This window comes from Methanobacterium paludis (genome assembly GCF_000214725.1).
GTDB classification, from domain to species: Archaea; Methanobacteriota; Methanobacteria; order Methanobacteriales; family Methanobacteriaceae; genus Methanobacterium_C; species Methanobacterium_C paludis.
The window spans coordinates 264,044-282,516 of record NC_015574.1; the positions used below are offsets into that span (position 1 = coordinate 264,044).

Annotated in this window: 19 protein-coding genes and 1 tRNA gene; 18 read left to right on the plus strand and 2 right to left on the minus strand. The window is 39.0% G+C overall.

Annotated elements, in window-relative coordinates; genetic code table 11:
• Positions 1-130 precede the first annotated feature (130 nt).
• The 12 genes from rpoB (at position 131) to MSWAN_RS12150 (ending at position 12,585) form a co-directional block, all read left to right on the plus strand.
• Positions 131-1,942: a DNA-directed RNA polymerase subunit B gene (rpoB, locus tag MSWAN_RS01170; RefSeq protein WP_013824779.1), complete on the plus strand. Its 1,812-nt coding sequence runs from the start codon at positions 131-133 to the stop codon at positions 1,940-1,942.
• A gap of 103 nt (positions 1,943-2,045) precedes the next feature.
• On the plus strand, positions 2,046-4,661 hold the full coding sequence (locus MSWAN_RS01175; RefSeq protein WP_048187795.1) for a DNA-directed RNA polymerase subunit A': 2,616 nt from the start codon (positions 2,046-2,048) through the stop codon (positions 4,659-4,661).
• Positions 4,662-4,732: 71 nt separating this feature from the next.
• Positions 4,733-5,887: a DNA-directed RNA polymerase subunit A'' gene (gene rpoA2, locus MSWAN_RS01180; protein ID WP_144011533.1), complete on the plus strand. Its 1,155-nt coding sequence runs from the start codon at positions 4,733-4,735 to the stop codon at positions 5,885-5,887.
• A gap of 12 nt (positions 5,888-5,899) precedes the next feature.
• Positions 5,900-6,196: a 50S ribosomal protein L30e gene (locus MSWAN_RS01185; RefSeq protein ID WP_013824782.1), complete on the plus strand. Its 297-nt coding sequence runs from the start codon at positions 5,900-5,902 to the stop codon at positions 6,194-6,196.
• A gap of 5 nt (positions 6,197-6,201) precedes the next feature.
• Positions 6,202-6,633 (plus strand): NusA-like transcription termination signal-binding factor, encoded by a 432-nt coding sequence (locus MSWAN_RS01190; RefSeq protein ID WP_013824783.1) that lies wholly within the window; start codon positions 6,202-6,204, stop codon positions 6,631-6,633.
• Between the two features lie 226 nt (positions 6,634-6,859).
• Positions 6,860-7,285, plus strand: a complete 426-nt coding sequence (locus MSWAN_RS01195; RefSeq protein ID WP_013824784.1) for a 30S ribosomal protein S12 — start codon at positions 6,860-6,862, stop codon at positions 7,283-7,285.
• 13 nt (positions 7,286-7,298) lie between these two features.
• Complete coding sequence (locus tag MSWAN_RS01200; RefSeq protein WP_013824785.1) at positions 7,299-7,862, plus strand: 30S ribosomal protein S7; 564 nt, start codon at positions 7,299-7,301, stop codon at positions 7,860-7,862.
• Between the two features lie 111 nt (positions 7,863-7,973).
• The gene (locus tag MSWAN_RS01205) at positions 7,974-10,166 is read left to right on the plus strand and encodes an elongation factor EF-2 (protein ID WP_048187797.1); all 2,193 of its coding nucleotides are present in this window, start codon (positions 7,974-7,976) and stop codon (positions 10,164-10,166) included.
• A gap of 144 nt (positions 10,167-10,310) precedes the next feature.
• On the plus strand, positions 10,311-11,552 hold the full coding sequence (tuf, locus tag MSWAN_RS01210) for a translation elongation factor EF-1 subunit alpha (RefSeq protein ID WP_013824787.1): 1,242 nt from the start codon (positions 10,311-10,313) through the stop codon (positions 11,550-11,552).
• Between the two features lie 67 nt (positions 11,553-11,619).
• Positions 11,620-11,928, plus strand: coding sequence for a 30S ribosomal protein S10 (gene rpsJ / locus MSWAN_RS01215; protein ID WP_013824788.1), 309 nt, complete (start codon positions 11,620-11,622; stop codon positions 11,926-11,928).
• Positions 11,929-11,955: 27 nt separating this feature from the next.
• Positions 11,956-12,040: transfer RNA gene (locus MSWAN_RS01220), tRNA-Ser, on the plus strand.
• An 89-nt stretch (positions 12,041-12,129) separates the two neighbouring features.
• Complete coding sequence (locus MSWAN_RS12150) at positions 12,130-12,585, plus strand: hypothetical protein (protein WP_013824789.1); 456 nt, start codon at positions 12,130-12,132, stop codon at positions 12,583-12,585.
• Positions 12,586-12,701: 116 nt separating this feature from the next.
• Here MSWAN_RS12150 and MSWAN_RS01230 read toward each other — a convergent pair whose 3' ends face one another.
• Entirely contained in the window at positions 12,702-13,370 is a 669-nt protein-coding gene (locus tag MSWAN_RS01230) for an MBL fold metallo-hydrolase (RefSeq protein ID WP_013824790.1), read from the minus strand.
• Positions 13,371-13,607: 237 nt separating this feature from the next.
• Here MSWAN_RS01230 and MSWAN_RS01235 point away from each other — a divergent pair, with 237 nt between their 5' ends.
• Positions 13,608-14,294: an alpha/beta hydrolase gene (locus tag MSWAN_RS01235; RefSeq protein WP_013824791.1), complete on the plus strand. Its 687-nt coding sequence runs from the start codon at positions 13,608-13,610 to the stop codon at positions 14,292-14,294.
• 100 nt (positions 14,295-14,394) lie between these two features.
• Here the strand turns inward: MSWAN_RS01235 and MSWAN_RS12885 are convergent, their stop codons facing one another.
• The gene (locus MSWAN_RS12885; RefSeq protein WP_013824792.1) at positions 14,395-14,826 is read right to left on the minus strand and encodes a hypothetical protein; all 432 of its coding nucleotides are present in this window, start codon (positions 14,824-14,826) and stop codon (positions 14,395-14,397) included.
• A 320-nt stretch (positions 14,827-15,146) separates the two neighbouring features.
• On the opposite strand from MSWAN_RS12885, the gene MSWAN_RS01245 reads away from it, so the two are divergent.
• The 5 genes from MSWAN_RS01245 to MSWAN_RS01265 all read left to right on the plus strand — a co-directional run bounded on the left by MSWAN_RS01245 (position 15,147) and on the right by MSWAN_RS01265 (position 18,419).
• On the plus strand, positions 15,147-15,605 hold the full coding sequence (locus MSWAN_RS01245) for a GyrI-like domain-containing protein (protein WP_013824793.1): 459 nt from the start codon (positions 15,147-15,149) through the stop codon (positions 15,603-15,605).
• Between the two features lie 134 nt (positions 15,606-15,739).
• Positions 15,740-16,243, plus strand: a complete 504-nt coding sequence (locus MSWAN_RS01250) for an RDD family protein (protein WP_013824794.1) — start codon at positions 15,740-15,742, stop codon at positions 16,241-16,243.
• A gap of 191 nt (positions 16,244-16,434) precedes the next feature.
• Positions 16,435-17,262 (plus strand): hypothetical protein, encoded by an 828-nt coding sequence (locus MSWAN_RS01255; RefSeq protein WP_013824795.1) that lies wholly within the window; start codon positions 16,435-16,437, stop codon positions 17,260-17,262.
• 18 nt (positions 17,263-17,280) lie between these two features.
• Positions 17,281-17,787 carry a MarR family winged helix-turn-helix transcriptional regulator gene (locus MSWAN_RS01260; protein WP_013824796.1) on the plus strand — a complete coding sequence of 169 codons (507 nt, stop codon included), beginning with the start codon at positions 17,281-17,283 and terminating at the stop codon, positions 17,785-17,787.
• A 107-nt stretch (positions 17,788-17,894) separates the two neighbouring features.
• The gene (locus MSWAN_RS01265) at positions 17,895-18,419 is read left to right on the plus strand and encodes a flavodoxin domain-containing protein (RefSeq protein WP_013824797.1); all 525 of its coding nucleotides are present in this window, start codon (positions 17,895-17,897) and stop codon (positions 18,417-18,419) included.
• Positions 18,420-18,473: the final 54 nt, after the last annotated feature.

An 18,473-nucleotide genomic window follows, 5' to 3' on the forward strand; every position in this document is an offset into this window, starting at 1 on the left:
GATATGGGGTTATATTGATTGAAATGCTGCGCGTTGATTGAGATGGGAGTTATAACTAAAGTAATAAGTTAAATATCATATGAGGGTTGGGGACATTTAATATCCTCGAATCCGTTATGGGGGCAAATTCGTGAAAAAATCCAAGATATATATTAATGGTAAGATCATCGGGACATGTGATGATCCACTGGACTTTGTTGAAACCATGAGGCAGAAACGAAGGGCTGGAGAAGTTTCCCATGAGATGAACATAACCTACTACCCTGGAACAAACGAGATCTACATATTTACAGATCCTGGAAGAACAAGAAGACCTCTTATTGTTGTAGAAGATGGGGAATCAAAGCTCAAAGAAGAGCACATCAAAAAGATAGAAGACGGCGAACTGGATTGGAATGGGCTCATAAATAGTGGAATAATTGAATATGTGGATGCAGAAGAGGAAGAAAATTCATACATAGCCATGTTCGAGGATGACATTACAGAAAACCACACACACCTTGAGATAGACCCATCAACCATGCTAGGAATCTGTGCTGGTATCATACCTTTTGCAAACCATAACTCCTCACCAAGGAACACCATGGAAGCAGGTATGACCAAACAGGCACTTGGTCTTTACGTTTCAAACTACAACATGAGGACAGATACACGTGCACATTTACTGCACCAACCTCAAGTTCCATTAGTTAAAACAAGAAGTATAGATGCCACAAAGTACGATAAAAGACCTTCAGGTCAGAACTTCGTTGTGGCTGTTATGTCCTACGAGGGATACAACATGGAAGACGCCCTCATCCTTAACAAAGCATCACTTGAAAGGGGACTTGCAAGGTCATCATTTTTCAGATCATACGAAGCCTCAGAAAGACGTTATCCTGGAGGACAGGAAGATAAGTTTGAGGTGCCAGAGAACATAGTTCGAGGTTACAGGTCAGAAGAAGTTTATAAACATCTTGATGAAGATGGAATCGTTAACCCTGAAGTTGAAGTGAAATCAGGTGACGTACTCATAGGTAAAACTTCACCACCAAGGTTCCTTGAGGAAATAGACGAGTTCGGAACCGTTGCAGAAAGAAGGCGTGAAACTTCAGTTACGGTGAGACACGGTGAACATGGTGTAGTCGATGCTGTGTTACTCACAGAAACAGTTGAAGGAAGTAAGCTCGCTAAAATAAGGGTAAGAGATCAGAGACAGCCAGAATTTGGTGATAAATTTGCATCAAGGCACGGTCAGAAAGGTGTTGTGGGGCTCATAGTTTCACAGGAAAATGTACCCTTCACAGAAGAAGGAGTAGTTCCAGATCTCATAGTAAATCCTCACGCTATTCCATCAAGGATGTCAGTTGGACAGGTGCTTGAGATGCTTGCTGGTAAAGCAGGTGCCATGGAAGGAAAACGAATGGACGGTACACCATTCGGTGGAAAACAAGAAGCGGAAATAATGGAACTTCTAAAACAGAACGGATTCGAAACAGCCGGCCGTGAATCACTCTACAATGGAATAACCGGTGAAAGAGTAGAAGCTGAAATATTTGTAGGAGTTGCTTTCTACCAGAAACTGCACCACATGACTGCAGACAAAGTTTATGCAAGGTCAAGAGGGCCTGTACAGGTACTTACACGTCAGCCAACAGAAGGAAGAGCAAGAGAAGGTGGTTTAAGGTTTGGTGAGATGGAAAGAGACTGTCTCATAGCTCATGGAGCAGCTTTAGCACTTAAAGAGAGGCTTCTTGATGAATCTGATAAATATGAAGCCATAGTATGCAATGAATGTGGAATGATTGCCATCTATGACAGGATAAGGGATAAGAGATACTGTTCAATCTGTGGAGATTCTGAAACTTTCCCAGTTGAAATTTCATACGCATTCAAACTTTTACTCGATGAACTCAAGAGCCTTTGCATATTCCCAAAACTGGTTCTTGAAGACAAGGCATGAATCAAATGAATAAGGGCACAATTAAGTTTAAAATGATTATTGGGGAAAATAAGGTAAATGCGTTATTTATAAGGAGCATTAATATATAAAGGAGAGAATGAGCTTGAAAGGAATTTTAAAAAAGATTTCCCAAATAAACTTTGGTCTGATGTCTCCAGAAAACATAAGAAAAATGTCAGTTACAAAAATTGTAACACCTGATACTTATGACGAGGACGGTTACCCAATAGAAGCTGGACTCATGGACCCTAGATTAGGAGTTATAGACCCAGGACTCAGGTGCAGGTCGTGTGGATCAAAAGGTGGAGACTGCCAGGGACATTTTGGACACATAAACCTAGCAAGGCCTGTGATACACGTTGGTTTTGCAGATACAATACATAAAGTCTTAAGATCAACATGTAAAGAATGTGGAAGAGTTCTTCTCACCGAAAGTGAGATCGTAGATTACAGGGACAAATTAGAGACCCATTTAAAAAATAATGAGAGTATAACCTCGATTATAAAAGAGATTTACACTGTAGCACGGAGAGATAAATGTCCCCACTGTGAAACAGAGCAGGAAGACGTTAAAATAGATAAGCCTGTTTCCATTGTTGAGGGCAACTACAAATTGACAGCAAGCGAAGTAAGGGAACGTCTTGAAGCCATCCCTGAAGAGGATTATCTTTTCGTTGGAATAAATTCTGAGGTTGCAAGACCTGAATGGATGGTTTTAACAGTACTGCCAGTTCCACCAGTTACTGTAAGACCTTCAATAACACTCGAAACAGGGGAAAGGTCAGAGGATGACTTAACACACAAACTTGTTGATATTTTACGTATAAACCAGAGATTGAAGGAGAACATGGAAGCAGGAGCACCACAGCTCATTGTTGAGGACCTCTGGGAACTTTTACAATACCATGTAACAACTTATTTTGATAATGAAGCATCTGGAGTGCCACCAGCCAGGCACCGGTCTGGAAGGCCTTTAAAAACACTTGCTCAACGTCTTAAAGGTAAAGAAGGACGTTTCAGAAGCAACCTTTCAGGTAAAAGGGTTAACTTCTCAGCAAGGACAGTTATATCTCCAGATCCTAACATAAGCATAAATGAGGTTGGGGTTCCAGAGATGATAGCCACGGAAGTCACTGTACCTGTTCATGTAACGGACTGGAACATTGATAAAATGAAAGAGTACATCATGAACGGTCCCAAAAAACATCCTGGTGCAAATTATGTCATAAGACCTGATCAAAGGAAGATAAGGGTTTATGATGAAACCAAGGAAACCATAGTCGAAAAACTCGAACCTGGTTTTGTTGTTGAGAGACACCTGATAGATGGAGATGTTGTTCTTTTCAACAGGCAGCCTTCACTCCACAGGATGTCAATGATGGCCCACGAAGTAAAGGTACTTCCTTACAAAACCTTCAGATTAAACCTTTGTGTCTGCCCACCATACAACGCTGATTTTGACGGTGACGAAATGAACATGCACATCTTCCAGACAGAAGAATCACGTGCAGAAGCTAAATCACTCATGAGGGTTCAGGAACACATATTATCCCCAAGGTTTGGTGGACCGATCATTGGAGGAATACACGACCACATATCTGGAGCATATCTCCTTACAAGGTTAGGATCTAATTTTTCAGATGAAGACGTATTCCAGATGGTTATGCGTGCAGGAATGCCAATTCCAAAACCTAAAGGCAGAGATTGGACTGGTAAAGAAATTTTCAGTCTTCTTCTTCCAAAGGACCTCAACATGGTTTACAATGCGGAGATATGCAGAAAATGTGACGAATGCCTCAAACAGGAATGTAAAAATGATGCGTATGTAGTCATAGAAAATGGGGAACTTAAAACAGGTGCTATAGATGAAAAGGCATACGGTGCATTTTCAGGTAAAATCCTCGACTCCATAGTTAAGGAGTACGGTACAGATGCGGCCAGAGAGTTCCTTGATTCATCCACGAAACTTGCAATAACTGGTATAATGAAAAGAGGATTCACAACAAGTACTGCTGATGAGGAGATACCTCAGGAAGCCAAGGATCGTATAGAAGAACTTCTTGCAAATGCAGAGAAAAAGGTTGAAAATCTTATTGCAGCTTACCACAACGAAGAACTTGAAGCACTGCCTGGCAGAAGTCTCAGGGAGACCCTTGAGATGAAGATCATGCAGGTTCTAGGTGAGGCAAGGGATAAATCTGGTGAAATAGCAGAGAGTTATTTCGGAATGGATAACCACGCAGTTATAATGGCACTTACTGGTGCAAGGGGTTCAATGTTGAACCTGACCCAGATTGCAGCATGTGTGGGACAGCAGTCTGTTCGTGGTGGACGTATAGAAAGAGGTTACAGCAACAGGACACTTCCACATTTCTATGAAGGAGAACTTGGTGCTAAAGCAAGTGGATTTGTTCATTCAAGTTACAAAAAAGGCTTAGACCCACTTGAGTTTTTCTTCCACGCAATGGGTGGTAGGGAAGGTCTTGTGGACACAGCTATTCGTACAGCACAGTCAGGTTACATGCAGAGAAGACTGGTAAACGCACTCCAGGACTTGAGCGTTCATACCGATGGAACTGTTAGGGACAACAGGGGAATTGTAGTCCAGACACGTTACGGTGAAGATGGAATTGACCCTGCAAAAAGTGACTACGGTAAAGTTGCAGACATAGATCGTATGATAGAAGAGATGAGGATAAAATCAAAGGCAAGTAAATAAATCCTTTGATTTTAATAATATTCAATTTTATAAAATAATTTAACGGAAAGAAAGTGGAGCCAGGTGGTTTTGTGGATATTGAGAAGGTAGAAAAGGTTGTTAAAAAGAAAAGAGCCAAGTTCCCAGAAAAACTCATTCATGAGATAGCTGAAGCTGCCGAGAGGCATGAACTCAGTGATAAGGAACTTGACGAACTTGTTAAAGAGATAAAAAAAGCATACCAACGTGCAAAAGTTGAAAATGGAGAAGCAGTTGGTACAGTTGCAGCCCAATCCGTTGGCGAGCCTGGTACACAGATGACCATGCGTACGTTCCACTACGCAGGGGTTGCAGAGCTCAACGTTACACTGGGACTACCACGTCTAATTGAGATCGTTGACGCCAGAAAGAAGATATCAACCCCAACAATGGCTATTTACTTTGAAGAAGAATATGGCGCAGATGAAGAGTTTGTAAGGAAAATAGCCAACAGGATCGGTAAGATCATCCTCAACGATGTTTTAGAGGATTTCAATGTAAACTATGCCAACATGAGCTTGACCATTGAGATCGATGAGGATAAAGTCAATGAGAAAAGACTTGAATATGATGAGATCATAGCCAAGATAGAAAAAGCTTTTAAGAAAGTAGAAATAGATAAAAATGTACTGAGTTTTGAACCTACGATTTCTGAATCTAAACATGCAATAAGAGAATTAAGACTTTTAGCCGACAAAGTTCGCGATCTGCAGATTAGTGGTGTTAAGAACATTGGAAAAGTCGTAATAAGGAAAGAAGGTACAGAATGGGCTATACATACCGAAGGTTCAAATCTTGGAGCAGTCCTCAAGATGGAAGGTGTTGATAAGACAAGAACAACCACAAATGACATACATGAAGTGGAGAAAGTTCTTGGAATAGAAGCCGGAAGAAATGCAATCATACATGAAGCACAGAGCACAATGGAAGAACAGGGTCTTACAGTTGATGTGAGGCACATAATGCTCGTTGCAGATATGATGACATCAGATGGTATCGTGAAGTCCATAGGACGGCATGGTATAAGTGGTGAAAAAGCCAGTGTTCTTGCAAGGGCTTCTTTTGAGGAAACAGGTAAACACCTTTTAAGAGCCAGCATAAGGGGTGAAGTTGATCATCTCACAGGTATAATTGAGAATATTATAATAGGACAACCAATACCACTGGGAACAGGATCTGTTGGTGTCGTTATGAAAGACAAAAAGTAGGAGGAAGGGTAGATGGATATAGAAAGAGGAATAAGGGTTGCTGTAGACACAGGGAGTGTCACACTTGGATCTGATAAATCCATCCAGGCCTTAAAGCTTGGTAAAGGAAAGCTCGTGATCATCGCAAAAAATTGTCCTAAGGATATAAAGGAAGATATTGAGCATTATTCAAAATTATCAGAAGTTCCTGTTTACAGTTATGATGGAACAAGCGTAGAACTTGGATCCGTGTGTGGTAGACCTTTCACAGTCGCGACACTTATAATAAAGGATCCTGGTGACTCTGCAATACTAGAAGTTATGGGGTAATTTTTGTGACTATAAAATTTACAACGCACGAGATAAGATACATAGCCCTCTTTGAGAGCATGACCGGAGCCATGGTCAAAGACTGCATAGTGGATGATGAACATGCTAAAATAACTTTCCTTGTTAAAAAAGGAGACATGGGTCTTGCAATTGGAAAAAGAGGAAGTACTGTGACGAAAGTCCAGAAAACCGTTGACAAAGGTGTTGAAGTTATAGAACACTCCGACGATCCTGTGGAATTCATAGGTAACCTTATGGCCCCAGCTAAGATCAGAAGTATAAGAATACTTCAGAAGGAAAACGGGGAGAAAATAGCAACCCTTGAAACCGATTCAAGAAACAAAAGAACCGCAATCGGAAAAGGCGGTCAAAACATCGAAAGAGCAAGGCTTTTAGCTAAGAGACAACATAATATAAATAACATTATTATAAAATAGAAGAAAAAAGATTAAACAAGATTTAACAGAATAGATATTTTGAAGTAAAATATTATCCAATAAAATATTATCATCATTATATTTTTATAATTCTGATCAAATTAGAAGTTAGATATTTTGATTGATGGATAGTGATTAGATATTTTAAGTAGGTAATGCATTAGTAAAAATACTTAATTAAAATTATCTAACGGTTAAATCCTGTGTTAAGAAGGAGGAATTTCATTTGCCAGGACTTTTTGCAGCAAACAAGCTTAAAAAAAATAGACAAAATTTCAGATGGAAAGATACTCATTACAAAAGGAAAGAATTAAGGTTAGATGTTAAAGCCGACCCATTAGAAGGAGCACCTCAAGCAAGGGGAATTGTAATTGAGAAAGTGGGTGTAGAAGCAAAACAGCCGAACTCTGCTATAAGGAAATGTGTACGTGTCCAGCTTATCAAAAATGGTAAACAATTAACGGCCTTTGCTCCTGGAGATGGTGCAATTGGGTTCATCGATGAACACGATGAGGTCATGATTGAAGGAATCGGAGGACCATCCGGAAGGTCCATGGGCGATATCCCTGGAGTCAGATGGAAGGTTACAAAGGTTAACAACGTAGCATTAGAACAGATGGTTAAAGGTAAAATAGAAAAACCAGTAAGATAAGTGAGGTAATTACATGAGTTTTAAGGTCTTCGATAAATGGGATTTAGAAGAGGTGAAAGTGGACGACATGGGTCTTGTTAATTACATCTGCTTAGATGAAATACTGGTTCCCCACACCCTCGGAAGACATGTTAAAAGACAGTTCGCAAAATCAAAAGTTTCTATAGTTGAAAGACTCATGAATAAAATCATGAGGACACAGAGAAACTCAGGAAAGAAGAACAAGGCTTATAACATAGTTCAAGATGCATTCGATATTATAAACAAACGCGCGAAAAAGAACCCTGTACAGGTACTCGTTAAAGCTGTTGAAAACACAGCTCCAAGGGAAGAAACAACAAGGATCAAGTACGGTGGAATAGGATATCAGGTTGCAGTGGACATAGCACCTCAAAGAAGAATAGACCTAGCAGTAGGATTCTTAACAAGAGGAGCTCTCCAGTCAGCATTCAAAAGGAAACGATCCGCAGCAGAGTGCCTTGCAGACGAACTCCTATTTGCATCTGAATATGACACAAGGAGTTTCGCAATCCAGAAGAAGGAAGAAAAGGAGAGAGTTGCAAGATCCGCACACTAATTCCAGCAATAAATTCAATAATTAGACATGAAAATGAGCATGAGAATGTTTCATGTCGTTATTAATTTTAGGAATAGTAAACGGACTCTTACAGTTTTTCAGGTGATTTTGGTGAGTAGACGTACTAAGATGATTGAGAAGATTAAGGATTTGATGTACCAACCACAGTACATCAGGAACATAGGTATAGTGGCCCATATTGACCACGGAAAAACCACATTATCCGACAACCTGCTTGCAGGTGCCGGAATGATATCCTCAGAACTTGCAGGAGATCAGCGTTTTCTTGATTTTGATGAACAGGAACAGGCAAGAGGAATAACCATTGATGCAGCAAACGTTTCAATGGTCCACAAGTACAAAGATGATGAATATCTAATAAACCTCATAGACACCCCAGGACACGTTGACTTTGGTGGAGACGTTACAAGGGCAATGAGGGCTGTTGACGGTGCAGTTGTAGTTGTATGCGCAGTTGAAGGAATCATGCCTCAAACAGAAACAGTTCTGCGTCAGGCACTTAAAGAGAATGTTCGTCCAGTTTTATTCATAAACAAGGTTGACCGTCTCATAAATGAGTTAAAACTCGGTGGAGACGAACTTCAGCAGAGGTTCATTAAGATCATAGCAGGCGCAAACAAACTCATAAGGAGCATGGCTCCAGAACAGTTCAAGGAAGAATGGCTTGCAAAAGTTGGGGATGGAAGTGTTGCATTCGGTTCAGCGTACCACAACTGGGCAATAAATGTCCCAACCATGCAGAAAACAGGTATAACATTCCACGATATTAGTAAGTACTGTAAAGAGGATAATCAAAAAGAATTAGCAGAAAAAGCTCCTCTCAGTGATGTTTTATTAGGAATGGTTGTGGAACATCTCCCAAGTCCAGAAATATCCCAGAAGTACAGGGTACCAAATATCTGGTCTGGTGACATCGAAAGTGTTGAAGGACAGGGTATGGTACACACAGACCCAGATTCCCCACTGGCTGTCATGGTCACAAACGTGAGCATAGATAAACACGCCGGTGAAATCGCAACCGGAAGGGTTTACGGTGGAACCATAGAAAAAGGAACGGAAATATTCTTTGTAGGATCCATGGGAAAAGCCAGAATCCAGCAAGTTGGAGTGTACATGGGTCCAGAAAGGATCAACACAGATCAGGTTCCTGCAGGAAACATCGTAGCAATAACCGGTGCCAAAAATGCTATTGCCGGTGAAACCATAACCAACTATGGTACTAACATAGCTCCATTTGAGAGTATTGAACACATATCCGAACCAGTTGTTACAGTTGCAGTTGAAGCTAAAAATACCAAAGACCTTCCAAAACTCATAGAGGTTTTAAGGCAGGTTGGAAAAGAAGACCCAACAGTCAGGGTTGAGATCAACGAGGAAACAGGTGAACACCTCATATCAGGTATGGGTGAACTCCACCTTGAGATCATAACATACCGTATAGACGAGAAAGGTGTAGAAATTGAGACATCTGAACCAATCGTTGTTTACAGGGAAACAATATCTGGAAAAGCAGGTCCTGTTGAAGGTAAATCACCAAACAAACACAACAAATTCTACCTTGAAATTGAACCATTAGACCCAGTTATATCTGAAGCTATACAAAAAGGTGAAATTAAAGAAGGTAAAATAAAAGGAAAACCAACTACTTCAACTTTCACAGAGTATGGTCTTCCAAAAGACGAGGCAAAAAAAGTTTGGGATGTTTACAAGAGATCTCTTTTCATCAACATGACCCGTGGTATCCAATACCTGGACGAGATAAAAGAATTACTCCTTGAAGGATTTGAAAGTGCACTTGATGATGGTCCAATAGCTCGAGAAAAGGTTATGGGACTCAAAGTAATGCTTAAAGATGCTAAAATCCACGAGGACGCTGTTCACAGGGGTCCAGCACAGGTTCTACCTGCAATAAGAAAGGCTACTTATGGAGCCATTATGATGGCAAAACCAGTACTCCTAGAACCTATACAAAAAGTATTTATCAACGTTCCACAAGACTATATGGGTGCAGCAACAAGGGAAATACAGAACAGAAGAGGACAAATAGTGGACATGTCCCAGGAAGGGGACATGGCAACAGTGGAATCAACAGTACCAGTTGCTGAAATGTTCGGATTTGCAGGGGATATAAGATCTGCCGCAGAGGGTAGATGTTTATGGTCAACTGAGAATGCAGGATTCGAAAGACTCCCTAACGAACTTCAGAAGAAAATTATAAAAGAGATAAGGGTTAGAAAAGGATTAAACCCAGAGCCATATGGCCCAGACCACTATGTGGGATAATAAAAATTAAACATTAGATTTAACTAATGAATTAAACATAAGCATTAAAATATCATACTAGCAAATATTAAACAAAAGGGTTAATGATTGTTTAATAGTAATTTGTTATGAAACTTGCAAAATATTTAAATGGAGGTATAATTAATGGCTAAAACAAAAGAACACATGAATTTAGCGTTTATTGGACACGTAGACCATGGTAAATCCACACTTGTCGGACACTTACTACTTCAAGCTGGAGCAGTAGCAGAGCAGCAGCTCTCATCTGGAGAAAACAAGTTCAGATTTGTTATGGACAAACTGACAGAAGAAAGGGAAAGAGGAGTTACAATAGACCTCGCTCATGCAAAATTTGAAACACCAAAATACGAATTCACAATTGTGGACTGTCCCGGTCACAGAGATTTCGTTAAAAACATGATCACAGGAGCATCCCAAGCAGATGCAGGTGTGCTTGTCGTTGCAATAGACGACGGTATCATGCCACAGACAAAAGAACACGTATTTCTTGCAAGGACTCTTGGTATCGGACAAATAATTATCGGTATCAACAAAATGGACCTTGTTAAATACGATGAGAAAAAATTCAACGAACTCAAAGATGAAGTTGGAGCACTCATAAAAACAGTTGGATACAAACCATCAGATGTACACTTCATACCATTGTCTGCATTCGAAGGGGACAACATAACCAAGAAAAGTGAAAACACACCATGGTACAAAGGACCATCACTTGTTGACGCACTTGGTGAACTCAAAGCACCAGCAAAACCAACAAACTTACCACTCAGGGTACCAGTTCAGGATGTTTACTCCATCACAGGTGTAGGAACAGTTCCAGTGGGAAGGGTAGAAACTGGAATAATGAAAAAAGCTGACAATGTCATATTTGAACCTGCAGGAGTAAGTGGAGAGGTAAAATCCATAGAAATGCACCACGAGATACTCGATCAAGCAGAACCCGGTGACAATGTAGGATTCAACGTCAGAGGTGTTGGTAAAAACGACATAAGAAGAGGAGATGTCGCAGGACACACGAACACACCACCAAGCGTTGCAAAAGAGTTCACAGCACAGATCGTTGTGTTACAGCACCCCGGTGTCATCACCGTAGGATACACACCAGTATTTCACTGTCACACAGCACAGGTAGCTTGTACCTTCCTTGAACTCCAGAAAAAATTGGACCCTGCAACAGGTCAAACCAAAGAAGAACACCCAGACTTCCTAAAAACAGGGGACGCTGCATTTGTTGTTGTTAAACCAACAAAACCAATGGTAATCGAGAAAATTAAAGACATTCCTCATATGGGAAGATTCGCTATCCGTGATATGGGTCAGACCGTGGCTGCAGGAATGTGTATTGACCTCGTGCCAGCAAAATAATTATATAACTGAAATTTAGAAGGTTTAATCTATAATACCTTCTTTTATTTTTATATGGAGGATTTTAATGCACAAAGCCAGAATAAAACTCACAGGTACAGACCCAGAGAAACTTGCATACGTATGTGACCAGCTCAAAAGAATAGCAGAGAGAACAGGCGTAGACTTGTCCGGACCAATACCATTACCAACTAAAAAACTTGTAGTACCAACCCGAAAATCCCCAGATGGAGAAGGAAAAGCCACATGGGAAAGATGGGAACTCAGGATACACAAAAGGCTGGTTGGAATTGAGGCCGATGAACGTGCTATGCGTCAGGTCATGAAGGTCAACGTACCGGATAATGTGAGTATAGAAATTGAACTTAAAAGCTAATTTAGCTTAACCTTTTTTTTATCTTATGCCGGGATAGCCTAGCCAGGGAAGGCGCAGGACTTGAGATCCTGTGGAGCCTCGCTCCACCTGGGTTCAAATCCCAGTCCCGGCGTATTTACTTCCCAAATTATCTATTTTATAAATATTATATTTTTATAAATATTATTTTTAGAATATTAACTTACTTAGAGAGGATGCTCGATGAGTTCGAACTCAGTATACACATTTATAAAAGCTATAACAAATATTGTGACATTCAAAACACGTTTTAAAAGAAATGACATTGGTAAAACAGTTCAAATGCATGACGGCTACAAATTTACTGTGTTCAGACATGCAATCAAAAATTCAAAGCCTGCAATTAATCCCGTTGTTCTGTGTGTGAGACTCCATTTCACTGAAAAGAGTATGAAACCTTCAATGCCCATGTTATCTGTACTGGGTTTTCCAGGCTTCAGGGAAAAGTATTGGATGATCAACCATTGGAATGAAGATTTTCAGGCTCTCTATGAGTGGGATACAAAAGAAGATGCTGAGGAATATGTTAACTCCTTTGCAATGAACTACCTGAAAAAAAAGTCAGTTCCAAGGTCTATCCATTATGAAATAATTCCAGGAATTGGACTTGCAGACCATATGAGACATTTGGATCTTTAAATATTCCATTTTTTACTTATTTTGTTTTAATAAAAACTTTAATTCACAGAAATCCACTTTTATTTCATAATACCTTAAGGATGTGTTGTCGACTACAAAAAATTAAATTAAAGAGATTAAATTGTTTTAAGGTACTCTTTTAATTTGGACGATGCATCAGATGTGATCGGTGAGTTGTGGCCAGTTAAAATAACGTCAATATCCAGATCTCCCAGTTTTTTAATGGAATTTTTAGCTAGATCCATATCTGGGGTATACTTGGGAACGGGTCCTTTAATCATTCCACCTTTAGATTGCCGGAGGTTGTCGCCTACAAAAATAACCCTGTTTTCAGGGTTGTAAAGGCAGATACTTCCAGGAGTATGTCCTGGTGTGTGTATAACATGATATCTTTTTATAATATTACCATCTTTCAGGAGAATGTCGGGTTGTATGGGTTTTGTTCTTGAGACCATTTTCATTATGTTTGTGGCTGTTCTCAGCAATAAAGGTCCTGGACGACTTTTTGTTCCGTTGATGTAATTAGCATCGAGTTTATGGGCTGCAACACTGGCACCTGTGATATTTTTAAGCTTTTCCACACTTCCAACATGGTCGAAATGGTGGTGGGTTAACACTATGGTCTTTATATCATTTGGGTCCCGCTTAAGGGTGTTCTGCACGTAATCAATAATTTTACTGGAGTTACCAGGCATTCCTGTATCTATGAGCATTATATCTTCATCCACGACCAGATAACTGTTGGATACGCGTTGAATATGATGTATTCCAGGATAAACTTCCATTTTGCACCGTCCAAATATTTTTTAGTATTTTTTAACTTATTATATAACACAGATTTATATTTTGATGATTCTTTTTTTTATTTTTTTTATGTAACTTTTTGATAATCCTAAAATTCTTGTTTTGGTTAAAGCTTGAATTATTTTAAATGGTTTGAAGATAAAAAGTTTTATATTCAAAAGCTAGTAATGATAGTTTAATTTTACACAACTTGAGAGAAAATAGAGTGGGGTGATTAGATGGATATTAAAAGAGATCTGATAGAGGGTGAGGAATTCAAATTACCTTGCATCCAGTTTACACCTTCCAAATCAAAGGGTGCTGCAGTGATTGTCCATGGCTACGGCGGTTCCAAGGAAGAACAGCTGGGACTGGCATGGCGCGTGGCTTTAAAGGGCATTACAACGTGTGCAATTGACATCAGGGGCCATGGAGAAAATCCGAACTCTTTGGATAGGAATATTCTTACGGACCTTGAAGTTGCCATATCATATTGTAGACAGTTTGGAAAGGTTGCAGCAATAGGACATTCTTTAGGAGGGCGTCTTGCACTTGTAAGCAGTGCAGATTATGCAGTCGGAATCTCGCCGGCCCTCGGCAGTATTTACAGCAGTGAAACTCAAAATGCTCTTAAATGGAAAAGGGATTACAGGGTGAAAGCAGATTCTCCAGATCTTATTTTTGATGTGTTTTCTGGCCTTCCCATATGGAAACCTGAAGATGACCGCAAACTCATAGATCACACACTCATAGTTTACGGCTCACGCGACATGCCAGACATAATGGCCAGCTGCAAGGAATTAAAATCCGATGGTTTGTCTGTTATTCAGATAGATGACGCACTCCACAACGATATTTACAATATTGAGGCAACCTTTGAGGTTGTGACTGGAAAGATTGGGGAATGGTTTGATTTAAGGCAATGATTCAGGGTTAGGGTAATGATTCAATCGTTCGGTTTAGATCCTAGATTTAACTTAATCTTTAATGAGGAAATGAATTTTCCATTTCAAAGTAAATTAAAATTCATTTCTTAAATAACAGTTTGATTAGATAATAACCAATAAGAATTATTACAATTAAAAAACTTATGGCCAACAATATGCCCATTAAAACAAATAATGAGTTGCCAGAACCATCTGCCGAACTTCTATAAAGTCCTAAATAGAACAGGCCTATAACAGCAGGAAAAAAATTTAAAAGTAAGTACAGTATTACGGCCAAAGCCACGATTTTCAGGATGGTGCTGTTATCTGTGTGTGCTGATTGGGGTACTGATTTTACTTCATGTACTTCAGGAAGATTTTTGGCTGTGTTGGGATCCTTTTCATGATTTTGGAGGGCATAATATTCAAGTTTCCCTCCACATTGGCAGCTATCAAAGTCTTCAGGGGATTCTCCTGGTTGGAGTTCGTAGTATCCCCCACACTTTTTACAGATAAGGTAACCATCAGTCATAGTATCACAATATCGTAATATATTATGGTATTATTTAAAGATTTGCTTGATAATGTATCAGAATAAACAATACCATGAACAATGATGTTTACAAGTTTGAGGCAATCTTTAAGGCTTTGTGGAAATGTTGGGGAGTAGTTTGAGGTTGAAAATAAATATCTGTAGGAATAAACTTTGTCAAATGTTGGATGAATTTAATATATTTTTACTTCCCACGCGCTCCCAAAAAGCATATCTCCCTTAAAGTCAAACTAGAAAACAGCACGATTGCCCCCACAACGTGCTACCCATTTTTTGAATAATTTTTTGAGGTATCAAACATGAAAATAGAATTAAAAACTGTAAAAGAACACCAAGTAGCCTTTATATGTTATAAAGGCAGCTATGAGAAGATCCCGGAACTTCTGGGAAAAGTTGTTGAGTTTTTGATGAGGAAAAACATGCAGATCCAGATACCAGTTTACGGAGCATACTTCAACAGCCCCCATGAAGTACCTCCTGAAGAACTGGAATGGGAAGTTGGAGCAGCGTTCCTTGGTGAAGCAGAGCCTGAAGGTGACATCAAGATAAAAAAAGTTCCAGAACATGAAGCTGTATCAACAGTATTTAAAGGGCCATATGGTGAAGCAGCATCTGTTTACGGGAGTTTATTTGAGTACGCAGCTAAAAATAACCTTCAAATAGCTGGACCCGTGGAAGAGATCTATTTGAACAGTCCAGATGAGGTTCCAGAAAGCGAACTTTTAACAGAGGTTCAGTTTCCTGTGGTGAAAAGATAATTTCACAGCTTTACTATTTTTACTCATTAAATATCCAATTTTTTCTTTTATATTTTAAAATTGATACGGTATTATTTAGCGCATAAAAAGAAAGATTTATATTACCTTTCTCTTAATCTTAAAATGGTGTCAAAATGTTATGTGGTGAATGTGGGGAAATTAATATACAAAATGCTAAATTCTGTCAAAATTGTGGGGCAGAACTTGATTTTAAACCGGAATTAGCGAGTTTAGGTAATAGGGTAGCTGCTTTCTTGTTGGACTTGTTAATAACATATGCTATCTGTTTTGGTGTAGCAATAGGTTTAATAATTGTCTTGGGCGGGCTTCAATTTGATGAAACCATTTCTGATTTTACTTATTTAATTAATGTTATAATCTTTTTCGGGTACTTCATCCTTTTGGAAGGACGTTTAGGTGGCGGTCAGACCATTGGAAAAAGGTTTATTCATATTAAGGTTGTAAAAGAGGAAGATGTGGACGTAATGGGTTACACTCAAAGTTTTGTAAGGAACATCCTGAGGATAATAGATGGTTTATTCTTTTACATAGTGGGAATCATTTTGATAGATTCAAGTGATAAGAATCAAAGGTTGGGAGACCGTGCAGCCCATACACTGGTAATAAAAGAAAAATAATTGTTTATATCATTTTTTATTTTTAGTAAATTCTATTTTTCATATCAAAAATCCATTTTTATAGGGTTTAGACGTACACTTCAAGTGTAAAAAATTTCACGTAAGGTGATTTATTCTGAGTAAAACTTTATATATTAGGTAATATATTACCTAAATTAACATGTAATATATTACCTATTGAGTTGAGAAAAATGGACAAAAAACTAATTTATATAAATTCAATTGCTGTTGCTCTTCTGGCAGTGTTTGCAACTACATCGGGCTTATTCTGGAAAGGGCTGTACATGCATGATACGGTCTCTGGTGTGGCTCAGATGATGGGTCAGGATCTGATAACGTTGATAGTAGCTGTTCCCATACTCCTGGGATCTCTATACCTCATCTCCAGAGGTTCCCTCCGGGGTTATTTGATCTGGATGGGAACCATGTTTTACTTCCTTTATTCCTATGCCTCCATGTCATTTCTGACGTCTTACAACCAGCTTTTCCTGGTCTACGTGGCATTATTCTCCATATCCCTATACGCTTTTATCTATGGGCTGCTGTCCATGGATGTTAAAACCATCAAAAAAAGTGTGTCTCCAGGAGTTACCATTAAAATTGCCGGAGTATTTTCAATTATCATGGGTTTGTTACTTGCACTGATGTGGCTTAGTATGATAATTGAGTCACTTTTAACAGGTACTGCCCCTGCTGCGCTTGAAAGTTACACAACCCTGGTGATTCAAGCTTTGGATCTTGGAGTGCTTGTTCCTGCTGCATTTATTGCAGGTTTGCTAATCTTAAAAGGTAAGCAATGGGGTTATGCCATCATTTCAATACTCCTTGTAAAGGTATCCCTACTGGGGACAGCCATACTTTCCATGATACTTTTCATGGTACGGAATGGTGTGAGCGTTGCAGTGGTACAAGTCCTATTATTTGGAGTGGTGACCGTTGCAGGAATTCTAATTGCAACAGCCTTCTATAAAAATATTAATGGAAGTACAAATGATTTTAAAGTCTTCAAATTAAATTAAATTCAGGTTGATAATACAATGAAAGATTCAGAGGAACTCAAAGCGGAGTACAGTGTTGAAAGACTTGAAATGGAGAAATATATGTTGGTGGTCCTGTTTTTGATACAGCAGCGTTGGGGCTACATAATAAACAAAGAATTTGCCAAGGACAAAATAACGACCAAACAGTGGCTGATGATGGTTGTAATAGGAAACGCCTTCGAACATGACCCTTCTATGCAGGAAGTGGCCGATGCAATGAGCACCACACATCAAAATGTTAAACAGCTCGCCACCAGGTTGGAGGCAAGGGGATTCTTAAAAATAGAGCGGGATAAAAGCAACAAACGCATATTAAGGTTGAAATTCACTGAGGAGTGTCAAAGATACTGGGAGAAAAGAAATGAAGACGATGTTAAATCGGTGTCTGCACTCTTCGAATCCCTGGGTGATACTGAAGTCAAGAATTTATTTGAAATAATGAGTAAACTTGAAAAATTATCTGAAAATTTATATAAAGAAGCTAAAACTTATAAACTTGGATAAAAATCATAATAAAGTTTTAATTCGAAATAAAAAAAATATTAACAGATTTAAGTGTTCAATAATGCTTTTAAAAGCACTGAAAATTTAATGAATGAGGAGTAATTAAAATGAAAGCTTTAATAGTATATGGAACTAGATATGGTACAGCCGCAGAAATTGCAGAAGAAATAGGTTGTGTTATGAAAAATGATGGAGCTGAGGTAGATCTAGTGGATTCCAAAGGTCTTAAAGATTTTGATGTTTCTCTATACGATCTGGTGGTTGTGGGAAGCGGGATTAAAATCGGTAAATGGACCAAAGGGTCGCTTAAATTTCTCAAGGACAATAAGTCAGCCCTTTCAGAAAGGAATGTAGCCCTTTTTGTCACCTGCGGCGCTGCCAACGAAGAGGACAAGAAAGATGAAGCACGGAAAAACTACCTGAAAAAAGTGGCTCAGGAAAATCTTATCAATGAACCTGTGGCTATGGGACTTTTTGGTAGTGTATATGACCCTGAAATCAAACAAGGCTTAATGTACAAAGTCACAATGAAGTTTATTAAAAAAGAATTAGAAAAGCAGGGAATAGATACCAGTAAACGCCATGATTACAGGGATTGGGATGAAATAAGGGCATGGGCTCATGATCTGTGAATACAAAAAGGATGAAAATAAAAACTTTGAAGTGTGATGAAGTTGAAAATAAGC

What these genes read in the sequence shown, in the direction of transcription:
- tuf (WP_013824787.1), top strand. Translation starts at nt 10,311, where the DNA reads ATGGCTAAAACAAAAGAACACATGAATTTAGCGTTTATTGGACACGTA.
- MSWAN_RS01265 (WP_013824797.1), top strand. Translation starts at nt 17,895, where the DNA reads ATGAAAGCTTTAATAGTATATGGAACTAGATATGGTACAGCCGCAGAA.
- MSWAN_RS01200 (WP_013824785.1), top strand. Translation starts at nt 7,299, where the DNA reads ATGAGTTTTAAGGTCTTCGATAAATGGGATTTAGAAGAGGTGAAAGTG.
- MSWAN_RS01245 (WP_013824793.1), top strand. Translation starts at nt 15,147, where the DNA reads ATGAAAATAGAATTAAAAACTGTAAAAGAACACCAAGTAGCCTTTATA.
- MSWAN_RS01230 (WP_013824790.1), bottom strand. Translation starts at nt 13,370, where the DNA reads ATGGAAGTTTATCCTGGAATACATCATATTCAACGCGTATCCAACAGT.
- MSWAN_RS12150 (WP_013824789.1), top strand. Translation starts at nt 12,130, where the DNA reads ATGAGTTCGAACTCAGTATACACATTTATAAAAGCTATAACAAATATT.
- MSWAN_RS12885 (WP_013824792.1), bottom strand. Translation starts at nt 14,826, where the DNA reads ATGACTGATGGTTACCTTATCTGTAAAAAGTGTGGGGGATACTACGAA.
- MSWAN_RS01260 (WP_013824796.1), top strand. Translation starts at nt 17,281, where the DNA reads ATGAAAGATTCAGAGGAACTCAAAGCGGAGTACAGTGTTGAAAGACTT.
- MSWAN_RS01185 (WP_013824782.1), top strand. Translation starts at nt 5,900, where the DNA reads ATGGATATAGAAAGAGGAATAAGGGTTGCTGTAGACACAGGGAGTGTC.
- MSWAN_RS01250 (WP_013824794.1), top strand. Translation starts at nt 15,740, where the DNA reads ATGTTATGTGGTGAATGTGGGGAAATTAATATACAAAATGCTAAATTC.
- MSWAN_RS01255 (WP_013824795.1), top strand. Translation starts at nt 16,435, where the DNA reads ATGGACAAAAAACTAATTTATATAAATTCAATTGCTGTTGCTCTTCTG.
- rpsJ (WP_013824788.1), top strand. Translation starts at nt 11,620, where the DNA reads ATGCACAAAGCCAGAATAAAACTCACAGGTACAGACCCAGAGAAACTT.
- MSWAN_RS01235 (WP_013824791.1), top strand. Translation starts at nt 13,608, where the DNA reads ATGGATATTAAAAGAGATCTGATAGAGGGTGAGGAATTCAAATTACCT.